This window comes from Halorubrum coriense DSM 10284 (assembly GCF_000337035.1).
GTDB lineage: Archaea > Halobacteriota > Halobacteria > Halobacteriales > Haloferacaceae > Halorubrum > Halorubrum coriense.
In genome coordinates this window covers 57,045-69,703 of record NZ_AOJL01000005.1, presented here as the reverse complement: position 1 = coordinate 69,703, position 12,659 = coordinate 57,045, and the positions used below count along the sequence as shown (strand labels likewise).

Sequence of the window (12,659 nt, the reverse complement as noted above, 5' to 3'; positions counted from 1 at the left end):
TGTCCGCCCGGACGGGGCGGTCGGTTCCGCGAAGGGGCGCGGCGTCATCCCAGTCGGTTCCGCTTCGTCGACGCCCGGTGAACGAGCCCGGACACCCCGAACGCGAGCGCGAAGAGCGCCGCGTACGCGTACCCGGAGACCGCGGCGAACGGGGCGGTCCCGATCCAGCCCGCCGTCGCCAACAGGCCGCACACGACGGCGAGCCCGGCGTAGTACTCGCTCCAGAGGATCTCGTTTTCCGAGACGATCTCCAGGTACACCTCGAGCTGCCGGCTCTCCTCGGTGAGCGACACCAGCCCCCGGTCCGACTCGTAGTCGATGAACCCGCTCGCCGCCAGCTTCGGCAGGTGCGACTGGTGGAGCGCGGTGTACACGCGCTTGCGCTGCTTGTACGTCACCGCCGGGACGTCGACGTCGTTCTCCCACGCGGCCAGCTGCTCGGCGATGTCTCTGACGCGCGCCTCGGCCCCGTTGGTTTTCAGGTACTTGATCACGTTGCGACGCCGCCGGTTGCTCAGCGCGGTGAAGACCTCGTCGCGCGAGGGGCCGTCACCGTCGGTGTCCGACGACACGGCTTGCGTGGAGAGTTGTGGTGTCATAGCTCATACATACGGAATAAGAGTATGATTACCATACGTCGATATATCACTTCGCATTATCGTCCGCCCGGTCGCCGACGGAAGAGTCACTGAGCAACGGTCTGGTCCCAGAGGGCCTGAAAAGCCGTTTCCGACGCGTTTCGAGACGAGAGGCGCGACACGCCCGGGCGACCTGTCCGGACGCTGTGACAAGTTTTTTCGGCCGAAAAGCGCCGCGTCGGACGCGGTAGGCGGCGCATACATAGGTCGGTGCGCACCGTCCGAACCGGCATGAACGCGTCACGAGAGACCACCTCGGACCGCCTCGGAGAGCCCGCTCGAACCGCGGTCGGTCGCCTCCGGCAGCCGGAGTACGTCGGCGCGAACCGGTGTCTCCCCTGTACGGTCGGCAACGTCGCCGTCGCGGCGGTCGGCGCGGCGGCGGTCGGCGCGGTCGGCGCGCCCCTCCTCGGAGCGACCGGGTTCGCCGGGGCGCTCGCGGCGATCTGGCTGCGCGGCTACCTCGTTCCGGGCACTCCCGAACTCACGAAGCGCTACCTCCCGGAGCGCGTGCTTCGACTGTTCGGGAAGGGAAGCGCCCCCGAGTCGTCGGCAGCGATCGACGCGGAGTCGTACCTCCTGTCGGCCGGCGTCCTCGTCGAGACGTCCGACGGGGCCGACCTCGCGTTCGCCCCGTGGTTCGCGTCGGCGTGGAACGACGCCCGCGACCGAGTGCGACGCCGCGTAGACGCCGGCGACGAACGCGCGGCGGGCGTCGACGAGTCGTCGCTCTCGCTCAGCTGGGCCGAGGGCGCGGCGTTCGCGTTCGCCGGCGGCGAGCGCATCGGACACTGGGAGTCCCGCCCAGCGTTCCTCGCCGACGTCGCCGCCGATCGGGCCCTGAGAGACGGGCTGGACGGCTGGTCCCGCCTCCCGCTCGCGGCGCGGAGCGACGTGCTCGGCGCGCTCAGACTGTTCGTCGAAGTGTGCCCGGCGTGCGAGGGGTCGGTGCGCCTCGAGGAACGCGTCGTCGAGTCGTGCTGTGCGAGCTACGACGTGATCGCCGGTCGCTGTACCGCCTGCGACGCTCGGCTGTTCGAGATGCGACTGCCGTCGTCGTTCGACGCCGACGCGGCCTGAACGCGCTTCCTCCTTCGTCGGTCGGTGGGCTGTCACCCGTCACAGACAGCGCGGCGGCGAGCGTCGGCGACGCTGCCGCGACGCGGGCGGCGCGAGCTCTACTGTCGGCGCGAGCGGGATCGGGGGCGCGGGGTCCGCCCCCGCGCCGATCCGCCCCGCCGCCCGAACTGACGGAACACCGAGAACCGGTTCACCCACAGTTGGTACGCGCTCGTGAGGGCGAACGCGCCGAGAGCGAGGCTCGTCCAGAGGATCGGGTCGACCGCGGAGAAGCCCGGGAACTCGAGGAGGATCGCGAGGATGACGACCAGGGATCCGAGGCCGAGCGCGCGGTACAGCTCCGACCACGTGACCCCGCCCTTGGCGACGATTTCGGTGTACAGGGACACGTCTCGCGCGTGTCGCGACAGCTCGATCGTCTGTGTCGCCCGGTCGTACTCGATCACGCCGAGCGCCGCGAGCTTCGGCAAGTGCGTCTGGACGAGCGACGTGTAGACGCTCTCGCGGCACCGCTTCGGCGGCGAGGGCTCGTCCGTCTCGTGGCTCGCGACGAGCGTCGACAGCTCGTGGACGGTCACCGCGCCGCCGGCGCTCTCGATGTGTTCGAGGGCGCGCCGACGGCGCTCGTTGGCGAGGATCGCGTACACCTGCTCGGCCGGAAGAATGTCGGGTCGGTATTTCATTTGTCGCTCCGACGCTCCGCTGCGCGCGAAGCCGTCAGTCGTTGCGCTCCGATACGCGGATTCGGGATATATGTATACAGTAGATACCGTCGACGCCTCCCCGGCGACGAGGCGACGGGGTATCGACGAAAGCGATAGCCCGCGGTCCGGTACGGCGTCCGTACGGCCGCGTTTCGGTCCCGGCTCCGGCGCGGCGGCGGCACGACGTTCCTACCGGTTTTTCGCCGGAGGTAGGGTGTCCGTGCCGTCGGTTTCGCGCCGGGTAGGGCCCTCGGACCGTCGGTCGAACCCCCCGTTCCACCGGATCGAACCTCGCGTTCCACAGTGGCGTGGCTGCTCGTAACTACGTGGGTAGCTCGCCGAGGGAGGGGTAACCGACTGCGGCTTCCCAACGGGAGCTCGTCGGACACCAACCAATCATGAAACCCGAAACCAACGACATCGGACTCTCGCGGCGCAAGATGCTTCTCGGCCTCGGCGCGGTCGGCGTGGCCTCCGCGGGTGCGGGACTCGGCACCACGGCGTACTTCAACGACACCGAGACCTTCGAGGGCAACACCCTCACGGCGGGGACCCTCGACATGAGCGTCACCGCGAACCTCGTGGCGGCGGACGAGTACTGGAGCGGTCAGACCGACATTCCCCTGTCCGCGACGGCCGACGGCCAGGGCGTGACCGCGGGCCTCGTGGTCGACGACGTGAAGCCCGGCGACTGGGCGATCGTCTGTTTCGACATCGAAGTCGGCGACAACCCCGGCTACGTACAGGTGCGCACGGAGAACTTCACCGAGACCGGCGGCGCGAATCCGGAGCCCGAACAGGCAGTCGAGGGCGACGCGGACAACGACGCGGACCTCGGCGAGTTCCTCCTCGCGTCCGTGTGGCAGAGCTACGACGAGAGCGGCGACAAGACCGGCCTCTCCGTCCTCGACCCCGTGTTCAACAACGCTCCGGACGCCACCGCGAACGCGTCCGGTATCACGTACAGCGCCCCCGACGTGGACGGCGTTGCCAGCCCAGACGCGCACTACACGAACGCGCGCGAGGCGGACGCCCAGCTCAACGCGGGCTACCTCATCAAGGACAACAACGGCGACCTGCTCGCGATCAACGACGCGGCGAACGAGGGCGTCTACTCGTTCTGTCTCCTGCTCGAGATCCCGTTCCAAGTGGGCAACGTCATCCAAGGTGACACCCTCTCGTTCGACCTCGTCTTCGAGACCGAACAGGTCCGCCACAACGACGACCCGTTCAACAACTCGGCGTCGGTCAACTCCGCCGGGAACTGATCGCGTGATCGGCGTGAACAGCCCGAACCGTCCCACGGCGACGCGGTAGTCGCCGCGGGAGGTCGTGACCAACCATACGGCAGATAACACACATAATGACAAACGATTCGACCAACTTCGACCTCTCGCGGCGCAAGCTCCTGGCCGGCCTCGGCGCGGTCGGCGTGGCCTCCGCCGGCGCGGGCCTCGGAACCACGGCGTACTTCAACGACACGGAGACCTTCGAGGGGAACGCCCTCACCGCGGGTGAACTCGACCTGCTCGTCGACTGGCAGCAGACGTACGACTTCGGCGAGGGCCACACCTTCGTCAACGCGCACCCCGACCACGACGGCGACGGGGAGCAGTCGATCTCGGACGGCAACGGCGGGCAGATCAAGTACAGCGACTTCCTCGACCCCGACGACCCGACGAGCACCGGTGAGAACCTCCCGATCCTGAACTGTGAGAACATTCCGCCGATCAGCGATGCGGACTTCCGAACCGACCCCGTCACGGGCGAGCCGATGGACACGCTGGTCCAGCTGTCCGACGTCAAGCCCGGCGACGAAGGCGAGATCACCTTCTCGTTACACCTCTGTGACAACCCCGGCTACGTCTGGATGCAGGCCGACAACGTCTCCGAGAGCGAGGGCGTCGACACGGATCCGGAACTGGCGGTCGACACGCCCGACGGCGGCGACCTCGCACAGTTCATCAACGCGAAGCTCTGGTACGACGCGGACTGCGACAACGTCCGCGACGAGGCGGAGCCCGCCGACATCATGCTGACGCTCGACTTCTCGGGCTCGATGCTGTACCGCCAGTACGGCGGCGTCGTCAGCGAAGACTCCATCCAGGTCAACGGCGACACCTTCACCGAGACGACGAAGATCGACCTCGTCGAGCTCGCGGCCAAAGAGTTCGTCCAGTACCTCGACGCGCAGAACGCCGACGTACAGGTCGGGGTCGCCTACTTCGACGGAGAAAAGACCGACGACACAGAGCCGCGCACGGGTATCTTACAGCCCATGACCAGCGACCTCTCGGTCGTCGACGCCTCGCTCAGCGATCTGCGGCAGAAGCTGGCGAACGTCGTCACCGGGACGCAGGTCGACGGCATTGGAGACGACTTCACTATCAGCGACCCGGCCGACGGCGACGGCGACTCGGACCCCGACAGCAACGCCGGCGGCATCGCGACCGGCACCTACATCGGCGAGGGTGTCGACGACGCACAGGACGAGCTGGCCTCTGCCGGCCGACCGGGAACGAAGGCGGTGAACATCGTACTCTCGGACGGCGAGTCGTTCAACGGCACCGGCTCCACGCAGTTCAGCTCGCCGCAGGACGCGGCGACGGACGCGCGTAGCTCCTCGCCCGGCCCGGCGACGGACCTCTACACCGTCTCAGTGGGCAGTGCCAACGACAGCGTCCTTCAGGACATGGCCGGCGCGGCGACGTCGCCGGGGAACGATCCCCAGTTCTTCTACGACGTCGACGATCCGGTAGCAGTCCCGACGGTGTTCGGCGTGCTCGCCAGCCAGTTCGTCGCCGAGAAGGTCATCATGCAAGACAGCCTCGACAACGTGCTCGCGGCGCTGTCTTCCGGGAACGGCCTCCCGCTCGACGGCAACGTTCTCACGATGTACGAGGAGCTGAACGATCCCGCGGCCGACGAGGACCGCGACGCGTTCGAGGGCAACGGCCTGATGTACTGCGTCGGACTACAGTGGGAGCTGCCCTTCGAAGTGGGCAACGTGATCCAGGGCGACACGGTCGGCTTCGACCTGGGCTTCTACACCGAGCAGGAGCGCCACAACGACGGCGCGGGGGTCTCGGCCTGACCGCGGAACGACGCCCGCTGAGACGCGGATTCCGAGCGGGCCACCCGCTCGCCGCCTCGGCGAGACGCCCGCTTCTCGACTCGGCGCTTTCGGGCGGCCGACGCGGCGGTTCACGACCGCGATCGGGGTTCCCTTCGGGGGCGCAACGAACGACGACGGGACGGCCCTCGACTCCGCGGAACACCTGCGAACCGTTCGGAGCGGGGCGCGGAACCTTTAGGTAGGATCGTCGGACCGGCTCGGTAGGAGGTCCATACATACGGACTGAGACGGCGTAGGGAGTGACATCGACGAGACGGCCGTTCGGAGCCGGGGAGGCGACCATGACACACAAAATATCTGATGAACTGACACTCACGCGGCGAAAAGCGCTCGCGGGCGCTGGGGCCGTCGGCTTCGCGACCCTCGGGGCGGCCACCAGACGGCAGACGGGGGGCGACAGCTGGGGCGACTACTCCGAGTACACGGTCGCGCAGACCGACACCCCCTGGGACCTGCTCGTCGGCTGGCGACGCACGGAGAACGGGACGCTGATCGGATCGAGCCCGACCGACTCGGAGAACGACGTCGTCTCGGACGGGATCCGTCTGGTCGCCTTGGAGAACGCGCTGCCGGGCGACACCGGCACCGCGAGCGTCGGTCTCCGGCTCGACGACCCCGCGGGCACGGCCCCGGACGGCGTCCGGGTGTGGCTGCGTATCGCGCCGAGCTTCGACGCCGCGGATCCCGCGAGCGCCGCGGTCGCGGAGCGCGTCTCGCTCGACGTGCGGTACGACACGGGCGTGCTCGGGGTCGGAGCCTGCGGCGGGGCCGAGAGCGACTTCGCCGACTACGGCGAGCGGGTCGCGGCCGGGAGCCTCGCGTCGTTCGACGGCTCCGCGCTCGCGGCGGGTATCGAGCTGAATCCCGGGCTCCTCGACAACGGCTGTCTCCTCGCCGGCGAGCAGCGGTGCCTGACCTTCGCGTGGGCGTTCGGTGACGAGGGCGGTAACGCCGGACAGGGCGGCACCGTCGAGTTCGACGTGGCGTTCGCCGCCGACGACTGCGCCGCCGAGGGGAACCCCTTCGAGCCGAGCGCCACGGCGGAGGGCGACGCCGACGGAGGGGGCGCATGAGCCCCGGAAGCGACGGCGGACGACGCCCGAGCGGACTGAGCCGGCGGCGGCTCCTCGCCGGGATCGGCGGCGTCGGCGCGGTCGGCATGGCCAGCGGCCTCGGGACGGGCGCGTACCTCTCGGACCGCGAGACGTTCTCGAACAACGTCTTCGGAGCCGGCGAGGTCGGGCTGACGGTCGACGGCGTCCCCACGGACGGGACCGTCTCGCTCGGCCCGCTGACGGTCGACCGCACTCGGTCCGACGACGGACCGGCCCCCGAGCGGTTCGCGGTCGGCGCGTCGGCGAACCCCGTTCGGGTGTGGCTCGCGACCCCCTGCCCGGACGGCGACCGCCTCGGGAACGCCCTGGAGGTCGAGGTCGTCGTCGACGGCGAGTCCGTGACCGACGGCTACCGACCCCTCGCCGAGGTCGAGCGCGACCTCGCGGCCGGGGTGCGGATCGACGCCAAGTGTCTGGGTCCCGACGACGACCCGATCATGGTCGAGGTGTTTCCGTACCTCCCGGCGGATTCGCCCGACGTGAGCGGCGAGGCGACCGACCTGACGGTCCGGCTGTACGCCGAGCAGTGCCGCCACGTCGCCGAGGCGGACGCGGCGGGGTCGAACCCCTTCGCGGGGACCGTCTGCGAGTCCGCGTGCGTCCCCTGCGAGGACGAGAACGGCGTCGCGGTCGGCTCGCTCACGCTCCGGTACCTCGGCGACGACCCGGCGACCGTGGTCGTCGTCGCCACCGGCGGCGGCGCGGGCGGCCGAGGCACCGGCGGGACGACCGTGTTCGACGGCGAGGTGGACCCGAACGGGACCTTCGTGGTCGACGGGACCGCCGCGCCGACCGACGGCAACCCGGGGTGGATCGGCCCCAACATCTACCTCGACGACGGGGGCGCGGACGCCGACTCCGGGACCGACGGGGACGGGGGGAACGGTCGGAACGGCAAGGGCCGAAATGGCGGCGGCAGCGGCAGTAGTGGCGGCGGTCACGCGGGCGTCAACGTCCACACGAGCTGTTCGGTTCCGCTCAGGGTCGGCGACGTCTACGGCGGGCTGTACGAGATCGTCGCGGCCGCGACCACGGACGGCGAGCCGCTCTGCGGCACGGAGGCGAACTGATGACAACCATACTCACATCACCACGGACGAAGCGCGCGGCGAACGTACTCGGGATCGTCCTGCTGATCGCGCTCGTCGCGCCGTTCGCGGTGTTCGCGGTCCCGGAGGTCGTCGGCGCGGACGAGAGCTTCGTCGTGCTCACGGCGAGCATGTCCCCGGCCATCGCGCCGGGCGACGTGGTGATCGTCGCCGAGCGCGACCCGGCCGCGATCGCCGAGGGCGACGTGATCACTTTCGCCCGCGGCGCGAGCGACGTGCCGGTGACCCATCGCGTGATCGACGTGGTCGACGAGGGCGGCGCGCTCGCGTTCGAGACGATGGGCGACGCCAACGAGGGGCCGGATCCGGGGCTCGTCCCCGCCGGGAGCCTCGTCGGCGCGGTGACGCTGACGATCCCGTACATCGGGTACGTGATCCAGTTCGCTGGCACCCCGGCCGGGTTCGTCGCGCTGGTGCTGCTCCCCTTCGGACTGCTCGCGGTCACGGAGATCTGGTCGATCGTCGGCGGGCGCGGCGACGCGGAGTCGCAGCCATCGACGACCGTCGACCCCGCGGACGAGCCGACCGACGGCGGGAGTCCGGCGGCGGAGACCGGTTCCGCGGTCGCGGCCGAAGCGACGCAGACGGCGGACGCGGCGGACGCGACGGACGCGACGGACGGCTCCGGAGGGATATCGGTCGACGCGGTCGGCGGCGCGGCGGCGGTGCTCGCCGCGTTCGCCCCCTACGCGGTGTACGTCGCGCTCGAACTCCGGACCGCCGCCGCGATAGCGGTCGCGGTCGGCGCGTCGACGCTCCTGCTCGGCGCGCTCGCGGCGTGGATCCCGGCCAGCGGAGTCCTCGACCGAGACGGACCGACAGCCGAGCCGGCCGCCGACGCGACCGCAGACGCGGCCGAACCGACGTCGCGCGCGGTCGTCGACGGTGGAGAGCGCGAGGGGGACCGCAGGACGCGCGAATCGGACGAAGCGGCGACGGAAGAGCCGACGGGCACCGAAGAGCGAGCGGCGACCGAGGACGGCGGTGGGTCGGACTCGTCCGACGGGGAGTCCGGCGAAGGGAGCGCGACCGCCGACGAGCCGGATTCGGTTCCGGCCGCGGCGACGACGCCGGCGCAGAGCGACGGCGTCGGGGAGGAGAGCTGATGGCCGCGAACCGCGGGTTCGTCGCGCTCCTCGCGCTCGTCGTGCTCGTGTGGGGCGTCGCGTTCTCCGGGGGGCTGACCGTCGCCCTCCTGACGTCGACGGCCGACGTGACGACGACGTTCGAGACGCCCGACGAGCTGGCGGAGATCGACGAGTCGAGCGGGAGCGGATTCGCCGTGGTGACCGTTCCGGTCGGGAACGAGACGGCCACCGCCGGGGGGAACCGCACCGCCGGTGAGGCGAACGGGACCGCGCCAGCGGCGAACGGCACGGAGACCGGTGAGAACGTCTCGATCCCGACGGATGGGAACGTCTCCGCACCGGCCGACGGGAACGTCTCCGCACCGGCCGACGGGAACGTCTCCGCACCGGCGGGCGAGAACGTCTCCGCCCCGGCCGACGGGAACGTCTCCGCACCGGCGGACGCGCCGACGCAAAACGAGTCGAGCCCGCCGAGTGACGCGCCGGGGCCGGTGACGAACGAGTCGGCCCCGGCGGGGAACGCGACCGCCGAGGAGCCGACCGCGCCCGACGCGAACGACTTCGGCGCGGTCGCGGGTCGTCACTCGCCGGAGCCGTCGCGGTTCGGGAGCGAGGCGTGACCGTGCCCGCACCGAGCCGGCCGGGAGGACGTCTCCGGAGGCGCGGCGCACAGTTCCGCGTGCGCTGCTCCCCGCCCGGAGCGAAGCTCACCGCGCTGCTGCTCCTCGCCCTGTTGGTGCTGCTCGTGTCCCTCGCCAGCCTCGTCCGGGCGCTCGGGTGAACTCCCCCACGGCTCGGAGGGGACGCCGTTCTCAACCGGTGAACGCGCCCGCCGGAGTTATGGGTGGGATCGACGTACGATCAGCGGAGAGATGGTCGCCTTCGACGCCTACGCGTTCGTCTTCGTCGCCGGCCTGATCACGGCGCTGGCGACCGGGATCGGCGCGCTGCCGTTCTTCTTCTTCGATTCGATCAGCGACCGCGGCAACGTGGTGCTGTGGGGCTTCGCCTCGGGGATCATGCTGTCGGCGTCGCTGTTCGGGCTCGTGCAAGAGGGGCTCGCGGAGGGGACGCCGGCGGAGATCGCCGTCGGGATGCTCGCGGGCGTCGTCCTCGTCGTCGTCGCCCACGAGGTGCTGACGGACGCCGAGATCGACCCGCGGGAGTACGAGGAGGCGGACTTCAAGAAGCTGATCTTGATCCTCGGCGTGCTGACGGTCCACAGCTTCCCGGAGGGGATCGCCGTCGGCGTCTCCTTCGCCGACCTCGGGCTGGAGGGCGGCACCGCGCTGTTCGGCTTCACGGTCCCGCTCCTGGCCGTGTTCATGACCGTCGCCATCTCGATCCACAACGTTCCCGAGGGGACGGCCATCTCGATCCCGCTGCGGGCGATGGGCGTCTCGAAGTGGAAGATGGTGTGGTGGGCGGTGTTCTCCAGTCTCCCGCAGCCGATCGGGGCCGTGATCGCGTTCGCGTTCGTGCGGTACGCCCGCGAGTTCCTCCCGTACGGTTTCGGCTTCGCGGCGGGCGCGATGATCTACCTCGTCCTCTCGGAGTTCATCCCCGAGGCGCTCGAAACGGGCTCCGACCTCCCGCACGGCGGCAGGCGGGTCCTCGCCGGCGGCGTCGCGCTCGGCGTCGCGCTGATGATCCCGCTCGCGTATTTATAAACGGACGAGGGCAGCGGCGAGCTATTTAATTGAACACCGTCGGTTGCGACGGCTGTTTATAACTGTGCGGTGCGGTGGCGCGCGCCTCCGAGCGCCCGAAGGGCGCGAGGAGCGCGTGCGAGGGAGTCGCGAACGCCCGCAGGGCGTGAGCGACGAGGCTGGGGAGGTGTGAGGTGCGGTGCTGCGGGGTGGGGCTCGAAGGGGCAGTCGCGAGCCGGGGGCAGGCGACGCGAGCACCGCAGGAGCGAACGGAGTGAGCGACGAGGAGCGCGGCGAGCGTGCGCCCGGCTCGCGACTGGGGCTTCGGTGGTATCGGTTCCGATCGGCCACTTATAAACGGACGCGTACTGCCGAGCGACTGGGGCTTCGGTGGTATCGGTTCCGATCGGCCACTTATAAACGGACGCGTGCTGCCGAGCGACTGGGGCTTCGGCGGTCTTCGACTCGATGAAGACCGAGTGCGAATTATCGTCTCGACCGATCGCTTCACTCCTCACCCAACACCGTCGGGTTGACCGCACCCGGGCCTTCGCCCACGTCGTAGCCGCGCCGGACCGCCTCGGTCATCTCCTCGACCGCGACACCGACGGCCTCGCGCAGCGACTCACCTCGCGCCAGCCGCGCGGCGATGGCGCTCGACAGCGCGCAGCCGGAGCCGTGCGTCGCGTCGGTGTCGATCCGCGGCGTCTCGAAGCGGTCGACGGCGACGCCGGACCGGGAGCCCTCGCCGTCACCGCCGCCGATGTCGCGCCGAACGAGGGTGTCGACGACGACCCCGTCGGCCGACTCGCCGTCGATGTGGCCGCCCTTCACCAGCGCCGCGTCCGCGCCGAGCGCGACGAGTTCGCGGCCCGCCCGCTCGGCGTCGGCCGGGGTCTCGACCGGCTCGTCGGTCAGCACCGCGGCCTCGTCGGCGTTCGGCGTGACGAGCGTCGCGGCCGCGATCAGCGCCTCGTAGGCGTCCTCGGCGGCGGGCGAGAGCAGCCGGTCGCCGGTCGCCGCGACCATCACGGGGTCGACGACGAGCGGGGCGTCCGCGTCCGCGACCAGCTCCGTCACCCTCTCGACGATCTCTGCGGTCGCCAGCATCCCCGTCTTGATCGCCGCGACGTCGAAGTCGCCGGCGACCGCCGCGTGCTGGCTCGCGACGTGGTCGGCGGGAAGGGGGTGGACGCCCTCGACGCCGCGGGTGTTCTGGGCGGTCGTCGCCGTCACGACCGCGGTGCCGAAGACGCCGTGCGCGGTCATCGCGGTCAGGTCCGCCTGGATCCCGGCCCCGCCGCCGCTGTCGCTGCCGGCGATCGCCAGCGCGACCGGCGGGTCGACCGGCTCGTACTCGGACATAGGCAGTAGTACAACTTGGTGGTATTAATTAGTGGTGTTCTGCCCGCTCGGCCGAGCTACCGGTCCTCCCGGACGGCGACGGGCGGGGCCCTCGCCGCGGACGACGGCGGGCTCAGGTCCCCTCGACGAGCCGTTCGAGCTGCTCGGGCGGGACGGCGCCGCGCGCCGCGTACCCGTCGTAGGCGAAGGTCGGCACGCCGGTTACCCCCTCCCGCTGCGCCTCGGTGAACCGCTCCCTGACCGTTTCCCGCAGCGTCTCGTCGTCGAGCGCCGACCGGACCTCGTCGGCCTCGGCGCCAGCGTCGACGGCGATCTCGACCAGCAGGTCGGCGTCGCCGATGTCCTCGCCGTCCTCCCAGAGCGCGGCGAAGACCGCCTCGTCGAAGGCGAGCCACGTCTCGTAGTCGGCGTGTTCGCGGAGGTAGTAGGAGACGATCTGGGCGGACAGCGAGTCGACGTCGGCGGCGATGTCGAGGTCCATCTCCACGCCGTACTCGTCGGCGAGCCGGCGGACGTTCTGTTTCGCCTGCTCGAAGTACTCGTCGTCTTTCCCGTCGTCGACGGAGTGGTCGATCGTCCCGTCCGGGCGGCGCTTCTGGCTCCGCAGGTCGAACGGTCGCCAGTCGATCGCGAGCTCCTCGTCGCGGTTCGCCTGATACTGTGAGAGGGACTCTCGACCCAGGTAACAGAACGGGCAGACGTAGTCCGAGTACACCGTGATGGTCCGTCGGTCGGCGCTCATACGTCCACGTAGCGCCCGGCGACACAAAACGGT

General features: G+C 70.3%; 12 protein-coding genes and 1 pseudogene. 9 read left to right on the top strand and 4 right to left on the bottom strand.

The genetic code is table 11. The annotated features are described in order from the left end of the window. Positions 1–44: 44 nt before the first annotated feature. On the bottom strand, positions 45–599 hold the full coding sequence (locus C464_RS00390) for a DUF7344 domain-containing protein (RefSeq protein ID WP_049910730.1): 555 nt from the start codon (positions 597–599) through the stop codon (positions 45–47). A gap of 270 nt (positions 600–869) precedes the next feature. Between C464_RS00390 and C464_RS00385 the strand changes: the two genes are divergently transcribed. Next, entirely contained in the window at positions 870–1,718 is an 849-nt protein-coding gene (locus tag C464_RS00385) for a hypothetical protein (protein ID WP_006111487.1), read from the top strand. Positions 1,719–1,816: 98 nt separating this feature from the next. Here the strand turns inward: C464_RS00385 and C464_RS00380 are convergent, their stop codons facing one another. Then, positions 1,817–2,401, bottom strand: coding sequence for a DUF7344 domain-containing protein (locus C464_RS00380; protein ID WP_006111486.1), 585 nt, complete (start codon positions 2,399–2,401; stop codon positions 1,817–1,819). A 419-nt stretch (positions 2,402–2,820) separates the two neighbouring features. Here C464_RS00380 and C464_RS19955 point away from each other — a divergent pair. The 8 genes and pseudogenes from C464_RS19955 to C464_RS00345 all read left to right on the top strand — a co-directional run. Continuing rightward, positions 2,821–2,992: pseudogene (locus C464_RS19955) on the top strand (TasA family protein); the annotation flags it as partial. Between the two features lie 793 nt (positions 2,993–3,785). Further along, positions 3,786–5,516, top strand: coding sequence for a vWA domain-containing protein (locus C464_RS00370; protein ID WP_006111484.1), 1,731 nt, complete (start codon positions 3,786–3,788; stop codon positions 5,514–5,516). A 323-nt stretch (positions 5,517–5,839) separates the two neighbouring features. After that, positions 5,840–6,631, top strand: coding sequence for a hypothetical protein (locus C464_RS00365; RefSeq protein WP_006111483.1), 792 nt, complete (start codon positions 5,840–5,842; stop codon positions 6,629–6,631). Continuing rightward, the gene (locus C464_RS00360) at positions 6,628–7,743 is read left to right on the top strand and encodes a DUF7467 domain-containing protein (protein WP_006111482.1); all 1,116 of its coding nucleotides are present in this window, start codon (positions 6,628–6,630) and stop codon (positions 7,741–7,743) included. Before C464_RS00365 ends, C464_RS00360 begins: the two co-directional genes overlap by 4 nt. After that, on the top strand, positions 7,743–8,888 hold the full coding sequence (locus C464_RS00355) for a signal peptidase I (protein WP_006111481.1): 1,146 nt from the start codon (positions 7,743–7,745) through the stop codon (positions 8,886–8,888). Before C464_RS00360 ends, C464_RS00355 begins: the two co-directional genes overlap by 1 nt. Continuing rightward, positions 8,888–9,490 carry a hypothetical protein gene (locus C464_RS00350; RefSeq protein ID WP_006111480.1) on the top strand — a complete coding sequence of 201 codons (603 nt, stop codon included), beginning with the start codon at positions 8,888–8,890 and terminating at the stop codon, positions 9,488–9,490. Before C464_RS00355 ends, C464_RS00350 begins: the two co-directional genes overlap by 1 nt. A 2-nt stretch (positions 9,491–9,492) precedes the next feature. Further along, positions 9,493–9,651, top strand: coding sequence for a hypothetical protein (locus tag C464_RS18855; protein WP_161781652.1), 159 nt, complete (start codon positions 9,493–9,495; stop codon positions 9,649–9,651). 91 nt (positions 9,652–9,742) lie between these two features. Then, the gene (locus C464_RS00345; protein ID WP_006111479.1) at positions 9,743–10,540 is read left to right on the top strand and encodes a ZIP family metal transporter; all 798 of its coding nucleotides are present in this window, start codon (positions 9,743–9,745) and stop codon (positions 10,538–10,540) included. Between the two features lie 486 nt (positions 10,541–11,026). Here C464_RS00345 and thiD read toward each other — a convergent pair whose 3' ends face one another. Both thiD and C464_RS00335 read right to left on the bottom strand, forming a co-directional pair. Further along, the gene (thiD, locus tag C464_RS00340; protein ID WP_006111478.1) at positions 11,027–11,884 is read right to left on the bottom strand and encodes a bifunctional hydroxymethylpyrimidine kinase/phosphomethylpyrimidine kinase; all 858 of its coding nucleotides are present in this window, start codon (positions 11,882–11,884) and stop codon (positions 11,027–11,029) included. 112 nt (positions 11,885–11,996) lie between these two features. Beyond that, positions 11,997–12,626, bottom strand: a complete 630-nt coding sequence (locus C464_RS00335; RefSeq protein WP_006111477.1) for a DsbA family oxidoreductase — start codon at positions 12,624–12,626, stop codon at positions 11,997–11,999. Positions 12,627–12,659 lie beyond the last annotated feature (33 nt).